This window comes from Gracilimonas tropica DSM 19535, from assembly GCF_000375425.1.
Taxonomy (GTDB): Bacteria; Bacteroidota; Rhodothermia; order Balneolales; family Balneolaceae; genus Gracilimonas; species Gracilimonas tropica.
On the sequence record NZ_AQXG01000001.1, the window covers coordinates 324,973 to 347,357 of the forward strand.

The window sequence follows — 22,385 nt, forward strand, 5'->3', positions numbered from 1 at the left end:
CTTAATTTATTGCTGTAAAGACGGCGTCTGCGACTTGTGCTCTTATCTGGCTGATATCTTTACCAAATGAACGATACGGAAAGGTACGGTTGGTCAATAAAATGACCGCCATATTCTTTTCCCGGTCTATCCAAAAACTAGTGCCGGTAAACCCAAGGTGCCCAAAGGTATCGTTACTTGCAAGTTGACCTGCAGTGGTGAAACCGTCTTCGCTTTTTCGATCAAAACCTAATCCACGGGCATTATGTTCAGATTGATCGGTTGTAAATTTCCGGATGGTTTCTTTACTCAAATATCGTTTACCGGCATACATTCCATCATTTAGAAGCATGGTACTGAATTTGGCTATATCTATGGTATTGGAGAATAAACCTGCGTGTCCCGCCACTCCATCCAGGAAGTAAGCCCTTTCATCATGAACATATCCTTTCACCACACCGCGCCCGTAAATGGTGTCGATTTCGGTAGGGGCAATTTTATTGAGCAGCCACCGGCTGTTTTTCGCCGGATTAAAAAAGGTGCTGTACATATTAAGTGGGAAATAAAACTCTTTTCGGACAAATCTGTCCAGGCGTTGTCCCGATACTTTTTCTACGATCTCACCAAGCAAGATCATGCCAAGGTCACTGTACTCGTATTTTGACCGGGGTTCATAAATAAGAGGTTCATTTTTGATCGCTTCAATGATATCATTCCTTTTAGTGAGTGAATCAACATAAACCCTAAACGCCGGAAGCCCCGTTTGGTGAAGCAGGATGTCTCTTATGGTGATAGAATCTCTTTTTGGGGTATCAAATTCAGGAAAGAAATCAGAAATTCGGTCATCCAGATCAAGTTGTCCGGAATCCACTAATTTCATGGTGGCAGTGGTGGTAGCCATAACTTTAGTAATGGATGCCAGGTCGTACACATCCGTTTCTTCCACACTCTTCAATTTTGAATAATCCTGATATCCGTAAGCTTTGTTATAAGCCAACACCCCGTCTTTGACTACACCAACCACGGCTCCGGGAAATACAGAGTCATCAATGGCTTTTTGTATGATCTGATCAACTTTGAACAATTTGGATTGATCAAGGCCTGCATCACCGGGAACACCAAAGCGAAGTGTGGTATGCTCCATTTCGATGCCTTCTCCAAACTCATAAAGTCCGGGTATCTCAATGGGAAGTTTTCCTTGTACCTTAGATGCTCCGAAAATGGCAGGTACAACCGCATTTACCTGTTCTGTTGTATTATACCAGCCAAGCATATGAGCATTGGCCTCCTTCATATCCAAAAGTACATACGGATTACCAAAGGAAATTAGCAGGGAAGGTTTGTTGAACCGTAACACTCTTTCTAAAAAAGATATTTGTTCGCCTGAAAGATGTGTGCGCTCTCCAAACTTAAGATTCACAAAAGAGCTCACAACGATCAAATCCACTTCCCGGGCTTTCCGTATCATCTCTAGTTTGTCGCGTTCACCGGTTCGCTTATCATAGATATGAAAGGATACATCGGGATGGTAATCACGCATTTGCCGGACAAAATTGGAGCCGGTTTCTCCGGATCGGTCGTCGGCAACAGAGATCACCATGATCTCCGGATACTCGGAGGGCCTGAGAGGTAGAATGTTGCCTTCGTTCTTTAAAATAGTGACCGATTCACGGGCAATTCGGTTTGCGGCTGCTTCATGAAAGCGGTTGTTGATAATGGTATCCAATGTGCGGATACCGACCTGGTTATCACTTTGAAAAAGCCCATATTGTTGTTTCCAGCGCATCAACTTTACAAAAGACCGATTGATCCTGTCTTCAGAAATTTCTCCTTTTTCTACTGACTTAATAACCTCGTCTATGGCGGTATGAACATCCGGACTGATAAGCATGATATCTGCTCCGGCTTTCAAAGCCCGAACTACGGCTTGCCCCGGAGAATATTTGGAAGTAATTCCTCGCATTTCAAGTCCATCTGTTACCACCATGCCTTCAAAATTCAGGGAGTCGGTGAGTACATCCCCTAAAATGGTGGCATCCAGAGTGGCGGGCAAAAAGTCTGTAGTATTTAAGCCGGGAAAAGCGATGTGGGCACTCATGATACTTGAGATCCCACCATCGATAGCGGCGCGAAAAGGAATCAATTCCACGGAATCGAGGCGACTGTAGGAATAATCGACCACCGGAAGATCATTGTGTGAATCCACATCGGTGTCGCCATGGCCGGGGAAATGCTTTGCCGTAGCAACCATGCCTTCACTTTGAACGCCTTGTATGAAGGCCGTGCCATACTCGGCAACCATTTCAGGGTCTCCCGAGAATGCACGGATGTTTATGACAGGATTATCCGGGTTATTATTGACATCAAGAACAGGGGCATAGATCTGATGAACACCAAGTGCCTTGGCTTCGATCGCGGTGATCTTGCCCATCATGAATGCATTCCGTTTATCGCCGGAGGCTGCAACACCCATTGCTGGGGTAAACCGGGTAGTACCGGATATCCGCATGGCTGCCCCGAATTCCATATCCTGAGAGATCCAGAGTGGAAATTTAGCCATGTCCTGGAGTTTGTTGGTCATGATAGCCTGCCCGTAAATATCTCCCCGCATAAAAACAATACCACCCACATGATAATCAGTCACCATTTTTTCAATTTCCTGGAAATCGCGGGAATCCCGGCTGGTAAATCGGCCTTGTGCAGGAACAAAAAATAATTGTCCGACTTTTTCTCTTAGCGGAGTATCATCTACGAGAGAGTCGAGGTATGCTTCGGAGTTTTCATCGAGGGAAACGCCGGGTGAATTTCTTAAGGTTTGGCCGAACAGGAATTCCGACCATTTTTGAGCCTTGGCCGGAATAGAAGCGATGAGCAGGAACCCGGTCAGGAAAAATAGGATGGATATTAAACGTACCTTCATAAAACTATATTTGCAGATGATATTCGAAAATACAAAATGTAGGCGATGGAAACCGAGTAGTTCCATTCATTATTACATTCTTTGAAATGAGAAGAGTATAGGGGGCATCATAAGAAATCTAAACAGGGTGACGGATTCGAATTAAATTTGAGCCAAAACAAAGTCCTCATTTTCATAATTTCGCTTTATTTCCAGCATTAATATCCTCATTATATACCCATGATAAGTGACGACAAAAAAGAGGAGGTTCGGGCCGCCGCAGACATTGTGGAGGTGGTGCAAGACTATGTAAAACTGAAGCGTTCAGGCAGCGGTTTTGTAGGCCTGTGTCCTTATCATGATGAAAAGACTCCCTCTTTTAATGTTACTCCGCGCTTGCAGATTTTCAAGTGTTTTGGATGCGGAGAATCCGGAGATGTATTCAAGTTTGTGATGGATCAGGAAGGAGTAGGTTTCACGGAAGCTGTGCGACAGCTGGCTGAACGGTATGGAGTCTTTATTCCTGAAGATGAAAATGACGTACCCAGTGAAACGACCCAACTGAGGGAAGGAATCCTGCATGCGCTCAAATTTGCCGGAGTATTTTATTATCGCAACTTGATCGAAAACCCGGAAGCTGAAAAAGCCCGGAAATACTTGCAAGATCGAGGGTATGGCCGGGAGGTGTATAAAAAATTCGGGTTGGGGTATGCTCCATCGGGAGGCGAAGAACTATGGAAAGCGGCTCAAAATGCCGGCATCGATGAACAGTATTTGGCAGAAGCTGATCTCATCAAACCAAGCAATAGGGGTAATGGTTTTTACGATTCCTTTCGCGGCCGGCTTATGTTTCCCATTTTCAACCCAACAGGTAAAGTGATCGCTTTTGCAGGACGGGTGTTGGGGCAGGAGAAAACAGCAAAATACATCAACTCTTCTCAGACCAAGGTTTACAATAAGAGTGAAGTGGTTTATGGGGTGAATTTTGCCAAGAATGAGATCCGGAAGCACAAGGAAGTGATCCTGGTGGAAGGCTACACCGATGTAATTACCCTGATGGAGCATGACATTGCCAATGTGGTAGCCAGCTCGGGAACGTCGTTAACACCGGGACAAATGAAGATCCTGCACCGTTATGGCGAACGCATTGTGATGATCTACGATTCCGATGATGCCGGCCAAACCGCTATGAAGCGAGGGATCAACATTGCACTGGCGGAGGGAATGGAAGTTCAGCTTCTTGAACTGCCCGAAAATCAGGATCCGGATTCTTTTGTAAAACAGTTTGGTAAAGAATCTTTTGAGGAACTGAAGAAAGAAGAAGCTTTGGATTTTGTGGATTTTCTGCTTCATAAAGCCGGTGATGAAGGTCGGTTGGATAAACCCACGGAAACCCCGAAAGTGATCACCGAGATCCTGGAGTCGATTGCAAATATTGGGGATTCCATTCAGCGGCAGGTATATGTTCAGTATTTGCATCAAAAGATGCAGAAGTTCCAGAAGGTGAAAGAAACTGATCTGTATGAACAGCTGGAGCGTGTGATGAACGACAAACGCTGGGAGGAAAAAAGAGCTCAAAAAAGGGAGGAGGCACGGCAGCGGATCAATGAACCGGTAGAAAACTCTCCAATTAATGGCGGCACCAATGATGAGCCACCACATCCGGGCTTCAGGACTGAAAGGGCGCAATCTTCCAGAAAAAAACCCCATTTTGAGAAAGAACTGATCCGCCTGATGATCAGTTATGGGCGGGAGATGGTGGAATATATTTGTTCATTTACAAACTCCAAGCTCTTTGAAGACGAGGAGCTTCGGATGTTTTACGAGGATATTATTGAGCGGTATAAGAAGGAAGAAGATTTTTCTATCAAGCTTTATTCCGGGGAATCAGAACCTTTTCCACGGTTAGTTGGAGACGTAACGTTAGAGCAACATTCTGCAAGCGAACGACATGCAGAGATTGTTGGCTTGAAGTACGAGAAAGACAAAAATCCGTACAAAACCGCAAAAAGTTCGATACGGGCATCTCAGATCAGTTTTTATCGAAGGAAATTGAATGAATTGGCTGATCGTATTGCAACGGCAGAGGGAGATGAACGCCTGAAATTGATGGAGCGGCAGAAGGATGTAAAATCAAAATTAACCCGCAGAGAAACTTCCGATCCTGATGATCTCTATCCTGATCCGGAAAAAGGGGTAAGTAACGAGGTGAATGAAAAAGTATTCACCTACAAAATGAAAGGTGAAGAATAACAGTTTTTTAGAAGGTATAGAGACACGTAACCTCCCAAAGATTTTATTACTGCGTCAATGCATAGACCAGGATATTCGCTCCCATTTCCAACGATTGTCTCCGAAGTGACGGGGGAACATTATGGATCTCAGCTTCCGCCCAGCCATCGCCCAGATTTGATTCAATGCTGTAGAATACCACCAATCTTCCCTCATAAAATATACCTAGTCCTTTAGGCGGTTTACCGTCGTGTTCATGGATCTTCGGCAGGCCATTTTCATATTGGTAAACCTGGTCATAGATCGGATGTGTAAAGGGAATCTCTATAAATTCTTCATCGGGAAAGATCTCTTTGATCACCGGGCGAATGTATTCATCGAGCCCATAATCATCATCAATGTACAGAAAACCTCCGTTTTGGAGATAATCACGGACGTTCCGAACCTCTGCAGAATTCAACGTGATGTTACCGTGTCCGGTTAAAAAAACGAAAGGATAGGAGTACAGTTCTGCGCTGCCTAAAGATACGTCTTTGTAGGTATCTGAAATAAGAATGGGCGTATTCTCTTTCGTAAAGGAGATTAGGTTTTCCAAAGCAGAGGGATCATTGTACCAGTCGCCGCCGCCGCGATATTTGGCCCGGGCAATTTCAAATTCACCGGATGACTGAGCTAAAACAACCTCCATTCCTGAACAAAACAAAAGGGAAATCAACAATAGCTGAACTATGCGCATAAGGATAAAATAATAATTGTTTTAAATACGGTTATATGCTACCATGGTCTTAATAAGTCAATGAAATATAGTACTATGAAATTCTTTTTGACAGTTATCTTTTGCAGTGGCTTTTTAATGAATGTAAGTGCTCAGGTGTCAGGGCAGACTGCAGTTTCACCATATGGAAATAGTCCTCATGAGAGTTTTCAATTGCTTTCTGGACAAAGTACATACAGTATAAGCCTGAATGATAATTATTTATTCTTGGTGAATGATAACAAACAAAAGGTTCTGTTCAATCCGGCTCGGGCTTCAGCAACTGATTATGGTTTTGTGCAAACATCTTTTACCGGAGGGGCTTCTGATAACTTTGACGCGGCCATTTTAGTACCTGCTAAAACAGGCAGTTGGTTTATTACGCTGGGCGGAGCCGTAGATTCGGATGATACAGACAGTGAGTTGGAAGATTTTTACCAAAATTTTTATGTCCGGGGTGTTGCTCCTTCAAGAACGGAAACCCTGGAGGAACAACTAACGATCGAAACAATTAACAGAAGGAATGAAGAAAATCAGGCAGAATTCAGACTTTTAAAAGTATTTGAGTCTGGTGCAGGTTCAGGAAAAGCAGTCGGGGTATTTGGTGGTTTTTCTAAAGTTCAGCAAAGCAACGTCAGGACTAATAGTGAAGACTTTTTTCAAGAAATACAGAACTTCAGGATGGATACGCTTTTTTCACGTAGCGAGTACGAAAAAGAGCTTCGTGACAGGAACTCTACAAAATTGGTAAATAATAAGCTCATTGCTGGAATTGAATACTACAGTTGGACTGAAAATGGGGATATGCGCCATAGGTTTTATATTCAGAGGAATGACTTTGATTATCAAAATGAAGGCTTCTGGAGATCGGAGAGTATCACTGAGATCACGATCATAAATGATGAAAACCGGGATTTAGCCAATGCAAGGGTGCAGGAAGATCAGAATATTTCTACTGCTGAGCCTTGGCAATTTCGGTACGACATTTATAAGAATAAGCATTTGAATCTGTTTGGAGATGATTACCTATTTGGAAATCTTCAATTTGTGTTTGGCTTCGGGGACCAAGTAGCATATATGAATGCCCAAAGAGTTGAAAGCAATACCGTTAATGGTGAAACTGAATCTCAAATAATTTATGATTTTGAAGAAGAGTTAGAAGATCCGAAAACCAATTTTATAGGCGGGAGATTCTCAACAGGTTATGCTGTTACGTTAAATGCAGAAGATTTTGCTTTGGTAACCGGGGTTAATCCTTATTATGAATTAAGTTTTGAAGCGGTGAATCGTTTGAATGGAGCTGACAAGCAGGAAGTATCCGTGACCCAACAACATATAGGTGGTGAGCTTCCGGCATTTGTGATGTTTGATATTGGATCTAATGTTAAGCTTTGGGGTGGTGGATCTTTAAATGTGAACCATAGCGGAGTTAAAACTGAGATTGAAGAGACTCCTTATGAAGCAGTTCCTGACCGTGAAATTCCGGACATAGAAAGTGTTAATCATTTTAGGGAAACAAACTTTCAACAAAATATTTATGCCGGAATTTCTTACTTGCACGACTCGGGGTTTGGAATAAATGCCAATGCAAGGGGAAACTGGTCAAACTTAAATAATTGGTTTGTTTCGTTTAGCTATCAGTTCTGATTGAATGACGGGCGCTTAACATAAGTGGTAACGGTATCGGTGGCTAGAGAGCCGAAAACTCCAATTCCGCCTTCCACATGATATATCACATTCTGAATTTCTCCCGGTGAGAGGGTAGAACCGCCAAGCTGCACCTGCTGAGAGCGAACAAAATCATACACATTATCGTCAATAGTATTCGCTACGATCCTGTTTTCGCCATAAAAAGCAATACCAATCCATGGGTAACTCAGTGTGATGGTTCCATCTGCATTTTCCTGGAAATTTGCTTCATTAATGATTCCTGAACTGTTATTGGAAAGTAACACCAGGTCTTCTTCAGGTTCGTCACTGTCAATAAAAAGATCGGCATAAAGCGGGGTCAAATTCTCGGCTTCAGGTTCTTTAGCAAGGGCATTGAACACATAGATGTTTTGGCGCCCGGGGTAGAAACTCTTGGTCAAAGTAAGTTCGAGTTGATCCTGTGACTGATAGACTACACTATCCGCTGTTCCGGGCATAATGCGAAAGGTGTCCGGAACGGTAGTGTAAGCCGTTATGACATCATCAGAATCCAGAAATGAGATGTGTAATTCATACGTTCTACGTGGCTTCACCAGATGATTCTGATTTGGCAAAAAGAGACCTGGGCCTGAATTGAAAAAGGTGAAGCTTTCTTCGATCTTACTGCCCGGACCGGCCTCCAGCAGTCGAATTTCTACATTGGCAAAATTGATGGCATGGTCCTCAAACTCATAGAATTCATCTGCAGGTGCCGTAGTAGAAAGCCGGACTTCCGGGAGCAGGTTATTTGCCAGCATGTAGGATTCTACTACGTAATATTCTTCGTAATCATCCTGTGGATAAAGCTCACAAGAAACCATCAGAGCACTAAGAATCACAAATAAGAAAAATTGCTTATACATAATTAAAAAGTTACGGTGTATGAAACTGCGGGTAAAATGGGTAACAAGCTTACGGCATTGGCTTGAACCGGGTTTTCATCAAAGTCGTAGTTGTAGAACCAGATATTCCGGCGGCTGTAGACATTAATCACCTGTAATTGCAACTCAGATTCTCCCAGGTTGAAAAAAGAACCACTGCGTGAAAATGAAATATCCATCCGGTGGTAATTAGGCAATCGTGAGGCATTGACTTTGCCAACTGTGAATACTTTTGGTTGGTCGTTGGTCCAGGGAAGATCAAACTGTGTATAACGCCCAAGAACCTCAGTATAGGCCTGGCCGGTGGCAAAATTAAAGCTCCCCGTGAATTTCCATCGTTCAGAAAGTTGGTAATTTGCAACCAGGTTGATGTCGTGCCGGCGATCGTATTTTGGAGGGTAATATCGTGCCTCCGACGGATCATCGAAGATACCGGCATTGTATCCCGGAAATTTACGCCAGGTATAACTCAGTGTATATCCTATAAAACCTGTAAAGCGCCCGGCTCTTTTCTCAAAAAAAGCTTCAATGCCATAAGCATGTCCATCGCCAAAGCGAAAAATCTCGGGATACGGAAGTCCTGCAACATCTTGTAAAAATGGATCCAGTTCAAACAAGTCTTCCATGCTACGGTAGTACACTTCAAGGTCGAAGCCGTAATTTTCAAAAGGAATGGTCTTGGCTCCTAAAATGAATTGATCTCCATAGGCCGGAGGTACTCCATCGGCCGATGTGATCCATACATCAAAACCGGAAAAGGCTTCGTTTGAGATCAGTGTTAGAAACTGATTATATCTTCCATAAGCGGCTTGTAACCGAAGCCGGTCAGATGGCCGATGTTCCAGCGAGATCCTCGGTTCAAGCCGGAAATAATCTCCATCTGAAAAATAATTGAGGCGAAGGCCGGGAGTAAATATCCAGCGTTCATCAGGCCGCCATTCGTCTTGAAGGTAGATGGAAGCATATTGATTTTGAATACGGCTTGAAAAAGTGTCGGAACCATCAAAAGTATCTTGCAGCTTAAAGGTGAAAATGCCTCCCCAAACCCCGGTTTTGATCAGATGCCCGGAAGCAGGTTGGTATTCCAGGTCGCCTTTAAAAGAAAAGTCGAAAATATTATTGGAGCGGGTGAAGGGCGTTCCTCCAAGCTCAAATTTAGGGAAATTGAAATACCTGGATCCGGTGGCCACAAAATTGGCAAATAACTTTTCATTGAAGATATGAGTCCAGTTTCCGCTGAGTGTTTGATTTCCGTAATCGAGCTCGAACTCAGCATCATCGGCAAAAGGAAAGCTTACCCGGTCTTGTCCTGCATAGAAAGCAAGGGATAATTTATCATTGGCAGAAGCATCGAAATTCACTTTACCATTAAAATCATAGAAGTAGAATTTGGAAGGAACGCCGTCAATGGTCTGTCGTAATGCGGCCAGTAAGGGTTCAAGGGTTGAACGGCGGGCTGCAAACATCCAGGAGCCTTTGCTGTATGGGCCTTCGATAGATGCCCGTGAAGCCAGCATGCCTGCCGTTACAGAACCTGAAGTCTCATTCCTGTTTCCATCTTTATTATAGATCGTAAGTACCGAACCTAACCGCCCACCATATTCTGCAGGATAGCCGCCTTTATAGAGGCGTACATCCTTGATCGCATCCGGGTTAAAAGTGGAGAAAAATCCGAAAAAATGGCTGGGATTGTACACCGTAGTTCTGTCTAGCAAGATCAGCGTTTGGTCGGGACTTCCTCCACGAATATACAATCCACTGGAAAAATCCGAAGCTGCTTTAACGCCCGGCAGTTGCTGGATGGAACGAAAAACATCTGCTTCAAAAACAGAAGGAAGGTCTTTGATCAGTTCCGTTTGTACCTGAACGCGTCCGATATTCTTTTGCTCTTCCTCTTCCCGCTGAGACCGAACCGTGATCTCTTCCAGCTCCAGGCTTTCGGGAATCAGTTCGATATCAAAACGCAGGTTTTGTCCGCTTTCAAGGGTGATTTCTTGCCGAAAGGCCTGATATCCCACATAACTGCAAAACAAAATGTAGGTGCCGGGTTCAATATCGGTGAGCGAAAAATAGCCTAAGGTATTCGTGGCTGTTCCTTTGTTGGTGTTGAGCAATCCCACATTGGCGCTTATAAGCGTTTCACCGGTTTCTTGATCCGACACATACCCATTTATGGATGCTGAGGATTGTGCAAAAGCAGGTAAAGAAGTGAGTAAAAGCCCTGTTAGAAGTAGTGATATTAAGCGATGCATGAAGATGGAATAGTCATAAAAATTAATTTGGGCTGTGTTGACGAATATAAAATCATAAAGTTGCTAAAAACTACTATGTTGCCGTTATGAATCCGAATTTTTATGAAAGGGTTCATTTTAAACAAAATTAAAGTCGAATTATTTGCTTTTTCAGAACTGTTTGGGGATTCTATCTGTTACGTCTTGGAAATAATTCAAACCTAATTTTAAAAAATTGATCTTCGTAACCCGACGTTCTCACTTTAATGCAGCCCATCGTTTGCATAATCCCGATAAAAGCGATGAATGGAATCAAGAAACCTTTGGCAAATGTAACTACCCCAACTGGCACGGACATAATTATGTGATCGAAGTAACGGTTGCAGGGGAGCCGGATCCAGAAACAGGATACGTTATTGACCTTGGGAAACTCAAATCGATCATAAAAGAAAAAATACTGGATCCATGTGATCACAGGAATCTGAACCTGGATGTTCCTTTTCTGAAAGGGATGATCCCAACTACCGAAAACATGGTCCGCGCATTTTTTGATCAGCTGCGGCCAGATGTTGAAAAAGCATGTACCAATGGCGGTAAATTGTACAAAGTGAAATTGTTCGAGACGGAACGAAATATTGCCGAGTATTGTCCTTATCGTGGAATTTAAAAGACTATTTGTTAAGACCACTATCAGTAAGAGAAGAACTATGATCACAAATGAAATACAACGTTTTTATGACCCAACCTTTACGGTAACCGACGAATACAAAGATTCCTTACCGGATCTGCAGAATGGCCCGGCCTCGCTCATCGAAGGTGCAAATGTGCCTATTCAGCAAGTGGGTATCTCTAACTTCAGATTACCGCTGAAATTCCGAAGAAGGGAAGGGGAACCTATTACCCTTGAAGCTTCCGTTGACGGTTACGTAAGCCTGGAAATGGATAAAAAGGGGATCAATATGAGCCGGATCATGCGCACTTTTTATAAATTTCAGGATAAGGTATTCCACCTGGATCGATTGGAAGAAATACTGCATGCGTACAAGGAAGAGCTGGAGAGTCAGGAATCGTTCTTAAGGATCTCATTCAATTATCCCATGATGATGGACAGTCTCCGGTCAGATCTGAAAGGATATCAATATTACCGTGTGCAACTGGAAGGCCGGCTCGATAATTATGACCGCTTTCAGAAACACATGCACCTCGATTTTGAATACAGCAGTGCTTGTCCGTGCAGCTTTGAATTATCGGAACATGCCCGCGAGACGCGTGATGTGGCCGGAATCCCACACAGTCAGCGAAGCGTAGCAAATGTTACGGTTTCACTGAAAGATGAATTTTTTGTGGAAGACCTGGTTCAGATCTGTCGAAATGCCCTAAAAACCGAAACACAAGTGATGGTAAAACGCGAGGATGAACAGGCTTTTGCTGAAATGAATGGCGCGTATCAGAAATTTGTGGAAGATGCCGCGCGTTTACTTTATGATGAATTGGACAGTTACAACAGCATCCATGATTTTGTGGTACGTTGTGTACACATGGAAAGCTTACACAGCCATGATGCCGTAAGCAGAATCTGCAAAGGTTTGCCGAATGGCTTGAGATAACAAAATCAGGCAACCCTTTTACGAAAGCCCTGTATGGATTCATACAGGGCTTTTTCTTTTTAATTAAATATGAATTTAGGTACGCACCGCGTTTTTAAAAGCCCTAACTTTAAGCAATGTCAAAGATTCATCAACATAGTTTTATGCAAAAGTTAACCTCTGTTTTAGCTCTCTTTATTCTGACAACCTCAAGCCTGTTTGCTTTTCAGGATCCTATTCCGATCTCTGAAGCCCGGCAACTTTCTGAAGGCACAGAAGTGACGGTAGCAGGTCATGTCACTGTAACGGATGAATTCTCTGGGCCGGTCTATTTTCAGGATGAGTCGGGGGGCATCGCGTGGTTCGATTATACAAATATGCGTGAGGATTTTACGCTTAATGTACAACGCGGTGATTCTATCGTGGTAACCGGAAATATTGGTTTTTTCAACGACTTGCTTCAGGTAGTGGATGCAACCTCTTACGAATTTTTTCCGGAAGCAAATAAAGAAGTAAAACCCGTGGAAATTACGGTTCAACAAATGAACTCAGGCGAGTTTGAAAGTCAGCTTGTTTCCATGAATGTGGATATCAATCATGGCGGGGCCTTTCAGGGTAACACCAATTATGAGATAACCGATAATACCGGAACCGGTGAACTTCGCATAGACCGGTACACTGACCTGGTTGGAGCGGAAGCACCGGAGGGAGTATCCACTATTGTGGGAGTGGTGGGGCGTTTTCGGGATACATTCCAGCTTTTGCCGCGTGATACTGAAGACCTGGATGCTGAACCTTTTGAGTATCCCGGAGAAGAGGTTTCCAAAGAAAATACGTTTGAAGTGGCAACCTGGAATGTTGAATGGTTTGGAAGCACAGAATTTGGACCTTCCGATGAAGAAGAACAATTCCGGAATATCATGACGGTAGTAGAAAATGTAGATGCAGATCTATACGCATTTCAAGAAGTCTCGAATACGGTAGTATTTGCCCGATTGGTGGACTCACTGGATGCTTATGGCGGCATCATTGCTGATTTTTCCCAGACTCAGAAGACAGCTTACCTGTTTAAAAGGGCTGTGGTCGATTCATTGGATTCTGAGCTTGTTACGGATAATATGACGCAATCGTATTGGGCGAATGGCAGGTATCCTTTGCACTTTAGATTCAATGTTACGATAAACGGGAAAACACGAGAGATCGATGCCTTCAACATTCACGCTAAGGCTTTTGATGATGCAGACTCTTACAACCAAAGAGAAAATGCCTCCCGGGAACTGAAGCTTTATCTTGATAATGTACATGCCAGCGATAATGTGATCCTACTTGGAGATTATAACGACCGTGTTACTTCTTCGATCACATCCGGAGAAAATTCACCTTATGATAATTTTGTGGATGCCCCGGATTATAAAGTGATCACCCAAAGCCTTGAAGAAAGAAGTTTCGAATCTCAGGCTTCCGGCTCCTTTATAGATCATATCACAATAACATCTGAGTTGTATGACGAATATATTACAGGAACCGAGCGTGTGGAGAATACAACATATATTGGAAGTTATTTGAGTTCTACATCAGACCATTATCCGATATGGACCCGTTTCCAATTTGAGACCCTGGTGAGCAATGAAGAGATCGTGAATCAACCCGTAAATTTTTCGCTCGATCAAAACTATCCTAATCCATTCAACCCAAGCACCGTGATCAGCTATCAGTTGGCTGAAAACAGCACGGTAACCCTTCAGATTTATGATATGCTTGGGCGCGAAGTGGCAACTCTGGTAAACAGCGAACGAAAAGCTGCCGGAAGCTATGATGTTACTTTTGAAGCGGGAGATCTTGCCAGTGGGTTGTATATTTATCAGCTGCGAACGGCAGCCGGACAACAACTCACCCGAAAAATGATGTTGGTTAAATAGAGGTTCAGCTATCAGCTATTAAACCGATGCTTTTATAGTGATCTTTCAAACTAAAAAACTCGCTCTGATTCACTTAATCGGAGCGAGTTTTTTTTTGTGTTAAGTTTCCTGTTGAATGTTCAATTAATAGTTTGGTTGGGGGGTGAGTTACTTAAAATCATTATTTCCTTAAGATCTTCTCCATCGCTTTTCCTCGTGCCAATTCATCTATCAGTTTGTCCAGATAGCGGATTTCCTTCATCGTCGATTCTTCCATATCTTCAACCCGAATACCGCAGATCACCCCTTTGATTAAGCTGCGAGAAGGATTTAACCCGGGAGCCTCAGCAAAGAATGTCTCGAAATCTGTTTTATCCTCCAGAATGCCTTCCAGCTCTTTTTGGGAATATCCGGTCAGCCACCGGATAATTTCATCTACTTCGGCTTTGGTACGTTCTTTCCTTTCCGCCTTAGCCACATAATGCGAGTACACACTGGCAAAACTTGTAGTATAGATACGATGTTTAGTCATCTTCAACTCACCGTTACTTTATAAGCTTATAGTGACTTTGAACAAAGCCGTTTTTAAAGGCTTGCGTATCAATATGCTGCAATTTGATATCTTTTGAAAGTGGCCCAAAAAGAGGGATACCGGAACCAAGTAAAACCGGAATTTTTGTGATGATCAATTCATCAACAAGTCCCGCTGCAAGGAATTTCTGAATAGTCACCCCGCCATCAAGGTAGATGTGATGATGTCCCAGTTTTTCCATTTTTTGAGTTATTTCCCGGGGTGAACCGGACAGGGTAGAGACGGTTTCTTTTAGATGGGGCGGAATCTTAACGCCCCGGTTGGTCAATACATAAACGGGTTTCTCTCCATAGAACCAAGCTCCATCGAATGAAAGCACTTTTTCAAAAGAATGGCGTCCCATGACCAGCGCATCTACTGTACTGAAGAACACCTGATAGCCGAAGTCTTCATCCTTGTCAACTTCACAATGTCCGCTATTGTGCAGCCATTCGATATCACCGTTTTTGCGGGCAATGAAGCCATCCACGCTGGTAGCTATAAATACTGATATTTTAGTCATTTTAATTCGGATTGAAGGTGATCATCCATTTGATACCGAATTTGTCTTTAAGCATACCAAAATAATCACCCCAAAACATATCCTGCATTTCCATTTCGACTTCTCCGCCGGCAGAAAGGCCATTGTAGAAATCGTCCGCTTGCTCTTTGCTATCTGCTGAAATACAGAGATATACATTGTTACCTGGATTCACTTTTTGATCCATGGATTCGAGCGCATCCGTAGCCATGATCATATTATTGCCAAAGGGGAGGGCTACATGCATCACTTTGTCTTGCTCGTTTTTGGGAAGTTGCTTGCCTTCGGGAGTATCTTTGAAGCGGGAAATACCTCCAATAAAATCGCCTCCAAATATTGATCGGTAAAAATTGAAAGCTTCTTCTGTGTTTCCCTGGAAGTTGAGATAAGGATTGATAGTTGGCATAAGTCCGGGGTTAAGCGTGATCAGTTTGTTTCTGTATAATTCTTAAAGTTGTTTAGAATGGCCTGCCAACCTTCCCGCTGCATATCAACAGGATTCTCGGTTTCGGCCTCGAATATGGTGGTTACTTTTGTTGTTCCATCCAGATCCCCAAACTCTGTGCGTACACTTCGGCCGTCTTCTATGGTATATACGATCCTTTGTTTTGGGATGATCTCATCATAAACAGCTTCAAAATCAAATCCAAAACTTCCGTCTTTGGCTTCCATTCGGGCCCGGTATCGTCCGCCTTCCCTTAAATCGTTTTGTGCATCAGGACAATGCCAGTCATCGGAAGCAAAATTCCATTTTGTGATGTGTTCAGGCAGGGTCCAGTAATCCCATACTTGTTCAATGGTTGCTGCTATGTTCGCAGAGATGGTTATTCGAGTAGGTTCCATATTTGTAAGGGGAGTTATTTGTGTTTCTGTTTTTCCAGAAATTCCGCAAGTCGTGTAAGTGTCTGATGTCCCCCTTCCACGGCTCCGAATTTCGAAGCTTCTTTTTTCTGATCTGCTGATGGGAACAGCATATTCAATTCAACGGTGGTTTTTCCGCCATTTTCTTTAAAGGTGATGGTTTGTTTGAAATGTGGTTCATTTCCTTCATCCGCATTATCGGCAAAATGATCATACTTCAGCAGTTCGGGTTTTTTGATCTCGGTATAAACCACGCGGTTCGGATAATCAGTGCCATCCGGACCGTGCATGGTAAAGATCCATTCACCGCCGACTTCAAAATTCATACTCTTGGTAGTGGTTGAAAATCCATTAGGCCCCCACCATTTACCGATGTGTTCGGGTTGACTGAAGGCTTCAAAAACGAGTTCGCGGGGAGCATCAAATTCCCTGGAAACATGTATGGTTCGATTGTTCATAGGATCGTATAGTTTTTAATTATTAGCAAGGTTTCCGATAAAGGTCGGTTCTTTGTTTTTGTTTCTTTAAGATAACATGAGTCGCTTTTTTTGAAGCTTCAGACTTCACACACTTATATCCATTTTTCTTTAGATCTACACCTTCAAACAATGGTTCGCCACTTCCAAGGATTATAGGAGAAATGGCGATATGTAACTCATCAATCAGGCCGGCTTTTAGGTATTGGCGGATGGTGTCAGGGCCACCGCCTATGCGAATGTCTTTTCCTTTGGCTGCATCGCGTGCGAGCTCAAGTGCTTTGTGAATGCCTTCCATAACAAAGTAAAATGTAGTACCACCTTCCATTTCAATGGGAGGATGCTCGTGATGAGTGAGCACAAAAACCGGGACATGGTAAGGAGGATTTTTACCCCACCAGCCTTCCCAGTCTGAATCATTCCAGGGACCGCGAACCGGGCCAAACATATTTCGTCCCATTATCCAGGCACCGATGTTTTCAAAACCTCTGGCCGCGAAATCATTATCAATTCCGGTACTGCCGTCTTTGTTGTCATCACCCATCATTTCACTATGCATGGTTTGAAAGGTTTTGGTAGGAGTGAACCACTGATGCAGATCTTCGCCACCTACTCCCAGCGGGTGAGCCATATCCTGATCAGGACCGGCACCAAATCCATCCAGGGAAATGGAGAAACTTTCTACTCTGACTTTACTCATCTTGCTTATTTTTTTTAATTAAAGATTACTGTTCATTTTGCGTATTAGCTACTGAAAGATGTTTATTTCAGGATAATTCAGCCTTTAAAGGCATCCTGTAATTTTTGAATATCCAGCTTCTTCATCTGAAGCATGGCCCGCATAGCCCGTTTGGCATTTTCGGGATCTCCATTCAGCATTTCGTTCATTCCTTGGGGTACCACTTGCCAGGAAACTCCGAATTTATCCTTCAGCCAGCCACACTGTTCGGCTTGTGGGTCGGCGGAGAGTTTGTTCCAAAAGTAGTCGATCTCTTCCTGATCTTCGCAGGTGATCAGCAGGGAAATGGCTTCACTGAACTGAAAATGAGGCCCGCCATTTAAGGCTGTAAACGATTGCCCCCGAAGTTGAAAATCGACAGTCATCACGCTTCCTGCCTCACGACCATGTATTTCTTTTCCTTCATCGAGATAGAACGTTTTGTTGGTAATGGAGGACTCTTCCCCAAAGACCGAGACATAAAATTCAGCGGCTTCCTCAGCCCGGTCATCGAACCAAAGGTGGGTGATTATTTTTTGCATTTTCATAGGATTATAGATTGAAATGAATATTTAGCTTAGATGTATTCTCCGACATTTGAAGTTTGCGTTAATAACAAACAATAGGGTCTAATACGAAGATTGTGCAGTTGATTAATTATTCTATTTAACTTTTTTGATAATCCACTTTTATCAAATACAGGTATTTATCCCGGTTCTCATACATACCCCATAGCAAAATCAGGAATACTGCAGTTGCGATGGCTAAACCACTTGGAGCTACGGTAAGGTGAATGATCATTATTCCCAGCATGACCGGAAAAAGGATGATGGCTCCCAAAGCCCTGAATCGGGGGACGATAAACAAAATCCCTCCGATTATTTCTGCAATAGCTGTAAGGGGTAGTAACCAACCAATTTCAGCCATAGCTGTATCCATTTGTACCAGTTGCTCCGGTAAATCATTGGGCACGGGGATATAATTGAATATTTTATTTAACCCGGCATTAACAAACATCAAGCCTGCAAGCAGACTGACGATATTTCGTATAATTTTTTTCATAATGATCAGAAGAGCTGGTTTTATGGTGATTGAGTTTTTTAAATCTGTCAGGATTTGAGTAACGATTTTAATTACTGCTATTGAACTTCCTTTAGATATTCGTCCAGTCGGAGGGAAGAGCTTTCCATGCCTTGCGCCACTCCCATATCATGGATCTTGTCCCGTTCCTCATTACTGCTGAAAGTGGTTGTGTTGACTTGCAGGGTTTTACCGTTATGGGGTTTGAACTCAACCAGAATTTCCATACCGGGCATTTCCTGATTGATGTTTCGATCTTCATCCGAGAAGTAATCCATATACAATATTTTTTTTGGTTTGGTAATGGATTTGTATTTGGCCAATCCCCACGACACATCTTCCTGTTTTGGTCCGCGCAGACAGTAATGCCATTCTCCGCCTTCCCGGAAATCCATTTCGCACTCTTTCATGGGCCATTCCTTCGGTCCCCACCAGTGTTTCAGATGCTTACAATCGCTCCAAACTTTGAACATGAGTTCAGGCGGGGCGTCAAATTCCCGGGTTAGGATCAGCTTTTTGTCTTCTTTGGTCACTTGTGTTTTCATAATTATTCCTCCTTTTTGGTTTGAATTTCTTTCAGGTAATCATCCAATCGATTAAAGCTTGCCTCGAAGAATTTTCGGTATTGCTCCATCCACTCATCAATGTCTTTAAGGGGTTCGGGATGAAGCCGACAGGGGCGGTATTGAGCCTGTTTACTTCGTTCAATCAGCTTGGCCTTCTCCAACACTTTCAGGTGTTTGGTGATGGCTGGCATGCTCATGTCAAACGGTTCAGCCAAATCCGAAACGGTCTTTTCTCCTGTCGTTAAGCTGGAAAGGATCGCTCTTCGGGTTGGATCTGCAAGTGCATGAAAAGTTGAACTGAGTTGATCTGCTGGCATATAATCTTTATTTAACTATTAGGTTAATTAACTGATTGGTAAAATAATGCAGAGAAAAATCTCTGTCAACTAAATTTATTTTTTTAATTATTGTCGGCTTATTCTTTTACCTCTACAACATAGGAGGTCATTTCACTGATCTTAGGATCTTTGAATCCACTGAATTTATACACATCACAGAAAGCATATTGCTTGCCCTTTGTGGATTTCATGATCCCGTTAACGGCTGCATTTTTTCCGTGTGTGATGATTGTCTGAATATCCAGTTGGTAGGGGTCTCCCGTAACCATTTCTTTGATCTTTTTTGAAAAGGCTTGTTTTCCCTCAATGGTAAAATCACCTACGGCAGTCCATATGATGTTGTCAGTAACCTGCTGTATTATGAAGTCGGCATCGTTGTCCGCAAATGCTCTGTTCAGTTTCTCAAGGAGTTCCTGATTTTTGGTTTTCATAGCTTAATCCGCTTCTGTTTGAAATTTCAATTGGTATTTTAACATGACCACATTTTCAGGGAATTTTTTGGTCTCGATCAGCTTGAGTTGTTGTTCTTCTCCAGATGGAAACATCGGTTTTCCACCTCCCAAAAAGATCGGGATCACATAAAGGTGTATTTCATCGAGAAGACGATTTTTTAAAAATGAAGCAGCCAGAGATGCTCCTCCAACAAACATGTTTTTTCCCGAAGTTCGCTTCCATGCATTGATCTCTTCCGGATCTACAGAGTGCTTAAGCTCGTAACCATTATCTACGGACTTAAGCGTAGTAGAGAACACTATTTTTTTCTGTTGTTGCCAGATACGAGAGTATTCGTGCATATAGTGTGGAAGGCTTGAGTCCTGATCTGCATGTTCCCAAAACTTCATAATCTCATAGACTTTGCGTCCGTAAAGATGAGTATCAATATCTTTTTCCCGGTCATTGAAATGTACGTGCAGCGCTTCAGAAGGGGCGGTCCAATCGATCTTTCCATTTTGATCTTCAATGAAGCCGTCCAGGGATACGTTATTAGCGTAAATTATTTTTCTCATAATTCAACCTCTGTTGTCAAAATGTTCAGGATTTTCATGGTAGCCGGGCGAAATGTGATGGAATTCATTGAAAAAATGAATCAGGGAAGGATTTCCATAGAATGTCCGTATTTATTCAGAATTTCCCGAATATCTTGTTCCATGATAGCTTCATAGGTATGTTCTATCCGAAGGACGTTATCACAATCCTCAAGATCAAAACTGGGTTTACTGTCCGGTAAAAATTGTCTGATCTCAGTCACTATCTTTTTTGCAAGAGCGGTATTTTCAATGTCAGTTTTGTAAACCTCCACCATCTTATCCGGCCTCTTCATCCACTTCAAAAATTCCAAAGGTATTTCCCTCCGTATCCAGGAAATAGCCTTGCCAGCAAGTTTTGGGAACCGGAAACTTAGGCATTGCTACCTTACCTCCTTGTTCTTTTATAGACCTGGCGGTAGCATCAAAATCATTCACCTCCACAGAGCAAACGTACGCATTGGTTCCACACTCCGGAGGGGGAGTGTCTGCCGGCCTTTGGAGCATACCGCCCCGGTTTCCGCCGGCTTCGATGGTTCGGTATTCCACGGGCGCATGAGGATTATCCTTAAAGGTCCAACCAAAAACATTGGAATAGAACTTTGTAGCCCGTTCCATATCATCTGCCTGAATTTCGAAGTATAAATGTGCCATGAAGCTGAATTTTGAATTGAAATTTTACTGTTTTGGCATTTTTTCCATATCCATGTAGAGGATACTCCACCGGTGTCCGTCGGGGTCAGAAAAACCACAGCCGTACATCCAGCCGTCTTTTTCACCGGGTTCACCAAAGATCTTGCCCCCGGCTTTCCTAACTTTATCTGCCAGTTTGTTTACCTCATCCGGGCTTTCGGCATCAAAGGAAAAAAGGGTAGAGGTTCCGTCTTCAGGATCAGGAATGGCATGATCGGTGAACTGTTTGAATTGTTGCTGAGAAAACAGCATGAGTCCGATCTCTTTCTCACCTACTAAAAAGGCAGCCATTCGATCGTTTTCGGGGTGATTAGGATTGAGTTTAAATCCGAGCTGTTTATAGAATTCCCGTGATGCAGCTATATCCTTCACAGGTAAATTGATCCATAGTTCTTTAGTCATGATTCTTGTCTTTTATTTAGTTATTAGTTTTGCTCATAGGCAGACTTAAGTGATGACCGGAAATAGATCAGCCGGTGTAATACACCATCCATCGGATACCAAACTTGTCTCTAACCATCCCAAATTGTTCCGCCCAGCCGGTATGTCCCAATGGCATCTGCACTTCACCGTCTTCGGCTAATTTTTGGAACAACTGCTCGGTTTCTTCCAAACTCTCTGTTTGAAGATTGATATAGAAGTCATTTCCGGCATTCAACGTTTGGCCAATAGATTCAAGAATGTCGGAACCAAAAAGTGTGGTATTCGCTCCTATGGGTAAGGCTGCATTGGCAACCAGGTTAAGAGCATCTCCAGTAGCGCCCATGTTGTCATCAAGGTCTTTGTAGCGACTGATGTCCAGTTCACCGCCAAATATGGATTGATAGAATTTGAAGGCTTTTTCGGTGTTGCCATTAAAATTGAGGTAAGGGTTTACAGATCTCATAGTTGATTATTTTCCGTTATAAAATACATTCCATTTATGGCCTTCAGGATCGGCAAAACCGCATCCGTACCATCCATTATCAGCCATTTCCGCAGGTTCAGAAAACAATGATCCTCCGGCATCCAAAACCATTTTTGCCCATGAGTGAACTTCATCCCGGCTATTTGCTCCAATAGTGAACATGATCTCATGTCCTTTTCCGAGGTCAGCACTTTTCCAGCTCATGTTTTGTTTAAATACTTCTTCCTGGAAAAAATGTATCACAAAATCATCTCTTCCAACCAAGAAACTGGCTAACTCACTACTTTCATTACTGCCATTCGCTTTGAACCCCAGCCTTGTGTAAAAGTCTCTGATCTTTTCCACATTTTTAACCGGGATATTCGCCCAAACCTGACGATCTTGTATATATTTTGAAGTTGATGAACTCATAGGTGGATTATTAAATTAAATGTTGAAGAACTGTATGCAAGCAGGATGA

The 22,385-nt window shown here is 43.0% G+C and carries 26 protein-coding genes; 5 read left to right on the forward strand and 21 right to left on the reverse strand.

Annotated features, from left to right (window positions below):
* Position 1 precedes the first annotated feature (1 nt).
* Positions 2 to 2,899, reverse strand: coding sequence for a serine hydrolase domain-containing protein (locus B151_RS0101465; protein WP_020401812.1), 2,898 nt, complete (start codon positions 2,897 to 2,899; stop codon positions 2 to 4).
* A 219-nt stretch (positions 2,900 to 3,118) separates the two neighbouring features.
* Here B151_RS0101465 and dnaG point away from each other — a divergent pair, with 219 nt between their 5' ends.
* The gene (dnaG, locus tag B151_RS0101470) at positions 3,119 to 5,131 is read left to right on the forward strand and encodes a DNA primase (RefSeq protein WP_020401813.1); all 2,013 of its coding nucleotides are present in this window, start codon (positions 3,119 to 3,121) and stop codon (positions 5,129 to 5,131) included.
* Positions 5,132 to 5,177: 46 nt separating this feature from the next.
* On the opposite strand, the gene B151_RS0101475 is transcribed toward dnaG, so the two are convergent.
* Positions 5,178 to 5,846 carry a DUF4159 domain-containing protein gene (locus tag B151_RS0101475; RefSeq protein WP_020401814.1) on the reverse strand — a complete coding sequence of 223 codons (669 nt, stop codon included), beginning with the start codon at positions 5,844 to 5,846 and terminating at the stop codon, positions 5,178 to 5,180.
* A gap of 60 nt (positions 5,847 to 5,906) precedes the next feature.
* Between B151_RS0101475 and B151_RS0101480 the strand changes: the two genes are divergently transcribed.
* A complete protein-coding gene (locus tag B151_RS0101480; RefSeq protein WP_157470635.1) occupies positions 5,907 to 7,511 on the forward strand; it encodes a hypothetical protein in 1,605 nt (534 codons plus the stop codon).
* Here B151_RS0101480 and B151_RS0101485 read toward each other — a convergent pair.
* The gene (locus tag B151_RS0101485; RefSeq protein WP_020401816.1) at positions 7,502 to 8,416 is read right to left on the reverse strand and encodes a DUF4249 family protein; all 915 of its coding nucleotides are present in this window, start codon (positions 8,414 to 8,416) and stop codon (positions 7,502 to 7,504) included. The two genes, B151_RS0101480 and B151_RS0101485, sit on opposite strands and share 10 nt — an antisense overlap.
* Before the next feature lie 2 nt (positions 8,417 to 8,418).
* A complete protein-coding gene (locus tag B151_RS0101490) occupies positions 8,419 to 10,686 on the reverse strand; it encodes a TonB-dependent receptor (RefSeq protein WP_026166414.1) in 2,268 nt (755 codons plus the stop codon).
* Positions 10,687 to 10,900: 214 nt separating this feature from the next.
* Here B151_RS0101490 and B151_RS0101495 point away from each other — a divergent pair, with 214 nt between their 5' ends.
* The 3 genes from B151_RS0101495 to B151_RS19280 all read left to right on the forward strand — a co-directional run bounded on the left by B151_RS0101495 (position 10,901) and on the right by B151_RS19280 (position 14,170).
* Complete coding sequence (locus B151_RS0101495; RefSeq protein WP_020401818.1) at positions 10,901 to 11,332, forward strand: 6-pyruvoyl trahydropterin synthase family protein; 432 nt, start codon at positions 10,901 to 10,903, stop codon at positions 11,330 to 11,332.
* A 40-nt stretch (positions 11,333 to 11,372) separates the two neighbouring features.
* Entirely contained in the window at positions 11,373 to 12,272 is a 900-nt protein-coding gene (gene folE2 / locus B151_RS0101500; protein ID WP_020401819.1) for a GTP cyclohydrolase FolE2, read from the forward strand.
* A 143-nt stretch (positions 12,273 to 12,415) separates the two neighbouring features.
* Positions 12,416 to 14,170: a T9SS type A sorting domain-containing protein gene (locus B151_RS19280; RefSeq protein WP_020401820.1), complete on the forward strand. Its 1,755-nt coding sequence runs from the start codon at positions 12,416 to 12,418 to the stop codon at positions 14,168 to 14,170.
* Between the two features lie 160 nt (positions 14,171 to 14,330).
* Here B151_RS19280 and B151_RS0101510 read toward each other — a convergent pair whose 3' ends face one another.
* From B151_RS0101510 to B151_RS0101590, 17 genes are all read right to left on the reverse strand, one after another.
* Positions 14,331 to 14,681, reverse strand: coding sequence for a DUF2200 domain-containing protein (locus B151_RS0101510; RefSeq protein WP_020401821.1), 351 nt, complete (start codon positions 14,679 to 14,681; stop codon positions 14,331 to 14,333).
* Positions 14,682 to 14,694: 13 nt separating this feature from the next.
* Positions 14,695 to 15,243, reverse strand: a complete 549-nt coding sequence (locus B151_RS0101515) for a dihydrofolate reductase family protein (protein ID WP_020401822.1) — start codon at positions 15,241 to 15,243, stop codon at positions 14,695 to 14,697.
* A gap of 1 nt (position 15,244) precedes the next feature.
* Positions 15,245 to 15,667, reverse strand: coding sequence for a VOC family protein (locus tag B151_RS0101520; RefSeq protein WP_020401823.1), 423 nt, complete (start codon positions 15,665 to 15,667; stop codon positions 15,245 to 15,247).
* A gap of 20 nt (positions 15,668 to 15,687) precedes the next feature.
* Positions 15,688 to 16,104, reverse strand: coding sequence for an SRPBCC family protein (locus B151_RS0101525; protein ID WP_020401824.1), 417 nt, complete (start codon positions 16,102 to 16,104; stop codon positions 15,688 to 15,690).
* Between the two features lie 14 nt (positions 16,105 to 16,118).
* Positions 16,119 to 16,580, reverse strand: a complete 462-nt coding sequence (locus B151_RS0101530; RefSeq protein ID WP_020401825.1) for an SRPBCC family protein — start codon at positions 16,578 to 16,580, stop codon at positions 16,119 to 16,121.
* 22 nt (positions 16,581 to 16,602) lie between these two features.
* The gene (locus tag B151_RS0101535) at positions 16,603 to 17,298 is read right to left on the reverse strand and encodes a dihydrofolate reductase family protein (protein WP_020401826.1); all 696 of its coding nucleotides are present in this window, start codon (positions 17,296 to 17,298) and stop codon (positions 16,603 to 16,605) included.
* Positions 17,299 to 17,375: 77 nt separating this feature from the next.
* On the reverse strand, positions 17,376 to 17,864 hold the full coding sequence (locus B151_RS0101540) for a VOC family protein (RefSeq protein WP_020401827.1): 489 nt from the start codon (positions 17,862 to 17,864) through the stop codon (positions 17,376 to 17,378).
* 118 nt (positions 17,865 to 17,982) lie between these two features.
* Positions 17,983 to 18,378: a DoxX family protein gene (locus B151_RS0101545; RefSeq protein WP_020401828.1), complete on the reverse strand. Its 396-nt coding sequence runs from the start codon at positions 18,376 to 18,378 to the stop codon at positions 17,983 to 17,985.
* A 77-nt stretch (positions 18,379 to 18,455) separates the two neighbouring features.
* On the reverse strand, positions 18,456 to 18,941 hold the full coding sequence (locus B151_RS0101550; RefSeq protein ID WP_020401829.1) for an SRPBCC domain-containing protein: 486 nt from the start codon (positions 18,939 to 18,941) through the stop codon (positions 18,456 to 18,458).
* A gap of 2 nt (positions 18,942 to 18,943) precedes the next feature.
* A complete protein-coding gene (locus tag B151_RS0101555) occupies positions 18,944 to 19,279 on the reverse strand; it encodes an ArsR/SmtB family transcription factor (protein ID WP_020401830.1) in 336 nt (111 codons plus the stop codon).
* 98 nt (positions 19,280 to 19,377) lie between these two features.
* On the reverse strand, positions 19,378 to 19,731 hold the full coding sequence (locus tag B151_RS0101560; RefSeq protein WP_020401831.1) for a nuclear transport factor 2 family protein: 354 nt from the start codon (positions 19,729 to 19,731) through the stop codon (positions 19,378 to 19,380).
* A gap of 3 nt (positions 19,732 to 19,734) precedes the next feature.
* Positions 19,735 to 20,307, reverse strand: a complete 573-nt coding sequence (locus tag B151_RS0101565; protein ID WP_020401832.1) for a dihydrofolate reductase family protein — start codon at positions 20,305 to 20,307, stop codon at positions 19,735 to 19,737.
* 80 nt (positions 20,308 to 20,387) lie between these two features.
* Positions 20,388 to 20,621, reverse strand: a complete 234-nt coding sequence (locus B151_RS0101570) for a hypothetical protein (protein WP_020401833.1) — start codon at positions 20,619 to 20,621, stop codon at positions 20,388 to 20,390.
* Positions 20,605 to 20,979, reverse strand: coding sequence for a VOC family protein (locus B151_RS0101575; RefSeq protein WP_020401834.1), 375 nt, complete (start codon positions 20,977 to 20,979; stop codon positions 20,605 to 20,607). The genes B151_RS0101570 and B151_RS0101575 overlap by 17 nt, the downstream gene beginning before the upstream one ends.
* A 24-nt stretch (positions 20,980 to 21,003) precedes the next feature.
* Positions 21,004 to 21,420: a VOC family protein gene (locus tag B151_RS0101580; protein ID WP_020401835.1), complete on the reverse strand. Its 417-nt coding sequence runs from the start codon at positions 21,418 to 21,420 to the stop codon at positions 21,004 to 21,006.
* Positions 21,421 to 21,487: 67 nt separating this feature from the next.
* Positions 21,488 to 21,904 carry a VOC family protein gene (locus tag B151_RS0101585; RefSeq protein ID WP_020401836.1) on the reverse strand — a complete coding sequence of 139 codons (417 nt, stop codon included), beginning with the start codon at positions 21,902 to 21,904 and terminating at the stop codon, positions 21,488 to 21,490.
* A 6-nt stretch (positions 21,905 to 21,910) separates the two neighbouring features.
* Positions 21,911 to 22,336 carry a VOC family protein gene (locus B151_RS0101590; protein WP_020401837.1) on the reverse strand — a complete coding sequence of 142 codons (426 nt, stop codon included), beginning with the start codon at positions 22,334 to 22,336 and terminating at the stop codon, positions 21,911 to 21,913.
* Positions 22,337 to 22,385: the final 49 nt, after the last annotated feature.

Coding starts and splice junctions, on each gene's coding strand:
- B151_RS0101465 (WP_020401812.1), bottom strand. CDS start 2,899: ATGAAGGTACGTTTAATATCCATCCTATTTTTCCTGACCGGGTTCCTG.
- dnaG (WP_020401813.1), top strand. CDS start 3,119: ATGATAAGTGACGACAAAAAAGAGGAGGTTCGGGCCGCCGCAGACATT.
- B151_RS0101475 (WP_020401814.1), bottom strand. CDS start 5,846: ATGCGCATAGTTCAGCTATTGTTGATTTCCCTTTTGTTTTGTTCAGGA.
- B151_RS0101480 (WP_157470635.1), top strand. CDS start 5,907: ATGAAATATAGTACTATGAAATTCTTTTTGACAGTTATCTTTTGCAGT.
- B151_RS0101485 (WP_020401816.1), bottom strand. CDS start 8,416: ATGTATAAGCAATTTTTCTTATTTGTGATTCTTAGTGCTCTGATGGTT.
- B151_RS0101490 (WP_026166414.1), bottom strand. CDS start 10,686: ATGCATCGCTTAATATCACTACTTCTAACAGGGCTTTTACTCACTTCT.
- folE2 (WP_020401819.1), top strand. CDS start 11,373: ATGATCACAAATGAAATACAACGTTTTTATGACCCAACCTTTACGGTA.
- B151_RS19280 (WP_020401820.1), top strand. CDS start 12,416: ATGCAAAAGTTAACCTCTGTTTTAGCTCTCTTTATTCTGACAACCTCA.
- B151_RS0101510 (WP_020401821.1), bottom strand. CDS start 14,681: ATGACTAAACATCGTATCTATACTACAAGTTTTGCCAGTGTGTACTCG.
- B151_RS0101515 (WP_020401822.1), bottom strand. CDS start 15,243: ATGACTAAAATATCAGTATTTATAGCTACCAGCGTGGATGGCTTCATT.
- B151_RS0101520 (WP_020401823.1), bottom strand. CDS start 15,667: ATGCCAACTATCAATCCTTATCTCAACTTCCAGGGAAACACAGAAGAA.
- B151_RS0101525 (WP_020401824.1), bottom strand. CDS start 16,104: ATGGAACCTACTCGAATAACCATCTCTGCGAACATAGCAGCAACCATT.
- B151_RS0101530 (WP_020401825.1), bottom strand. CDS start 16,580: ATGAACAATCGAACCATACATGTTTCCAGGGAATTTGATGCTCCCCGC.
- B151_RS0101535 (WP_020401826.1), bottom strand. CDS start 17,298: ATGAGTAAAGTCAGAGTAGAAAGTTTCTCCATTTCCCTGGATGGATTT.
- B151_RS0101540 (WP_020401827.1), bottom strand. CDS start 17,864: ATGAAAATGCAAAAAATAATCACCCACCTTTGGTTCGATGACCGGGCT.
- B151_RS0101545 (WP_020401828.1), bottom strand. CDS start 18,378: ATGAAAAAAATTATACGAAATATCGTCAGTCTGCTTGCAGGCTTGATG.
- B151_RS0101550 (WP_020401829.1), bottom strand. CDS start 18,941: ATGAAAACACAAGTGACCAAAGAAGACAAAAAGCTGATCCTAACCCGG.
- B151_RS0101555 (WP_020401830.1), bottom strand. CDS start 19,279: ATGCCAGCAGATCAACTCAGTTCAACTTTTCATGCACTTGCAGATCCA.
- B151_RS0101560 (WP_020401831.1), bottom strand. CDS start 19,731: ATGAAAACCAAAAATCAGGAACTCCTTGAGAAACTGAACAGAGCATTT.
- B151_RS0101565 (WP_020401832.1), bottom strand. CDS start 20,307: ATGAGAAAAATAATTTACGCTAATAACGTATCCCTGGACGGCTTCATT.
- B151_RS0101570 (WP_020401833.1), bottom strand. CDS start 20,621: ATGAAGAGGCCGGATAAGATGGTGGAGGTTTACAAAACTGACATTGAA.
- B151_RS0101575 (WP_020401834.1), bottom strand. CDS start 20,979: ATGGCACATTTATACTTCGAAATTCAGGCAGATGATATGGAACGGGCT.
- B151_RS0101580 (WP_020401835.1), bottom strand. CDS start 21,420: ATGACTAAAGAACTATGGATCAATTTACCTGTGAAGGATATAGCTGCA.
- B151_RS0101585 (WP_020401836.1), bottom strand. CDS start 21,904: ATGAGATCTGTAAACCCTTACCTCAATTTTAATGGCAACACCGAAAAA.
- B151_RS0101590 (WP_020401837.1), bottom strand. CDS start 22,336: ATGAGTTCATCAACTTCAAAATATATACAAGATCGTCAGGTTTGGGCG.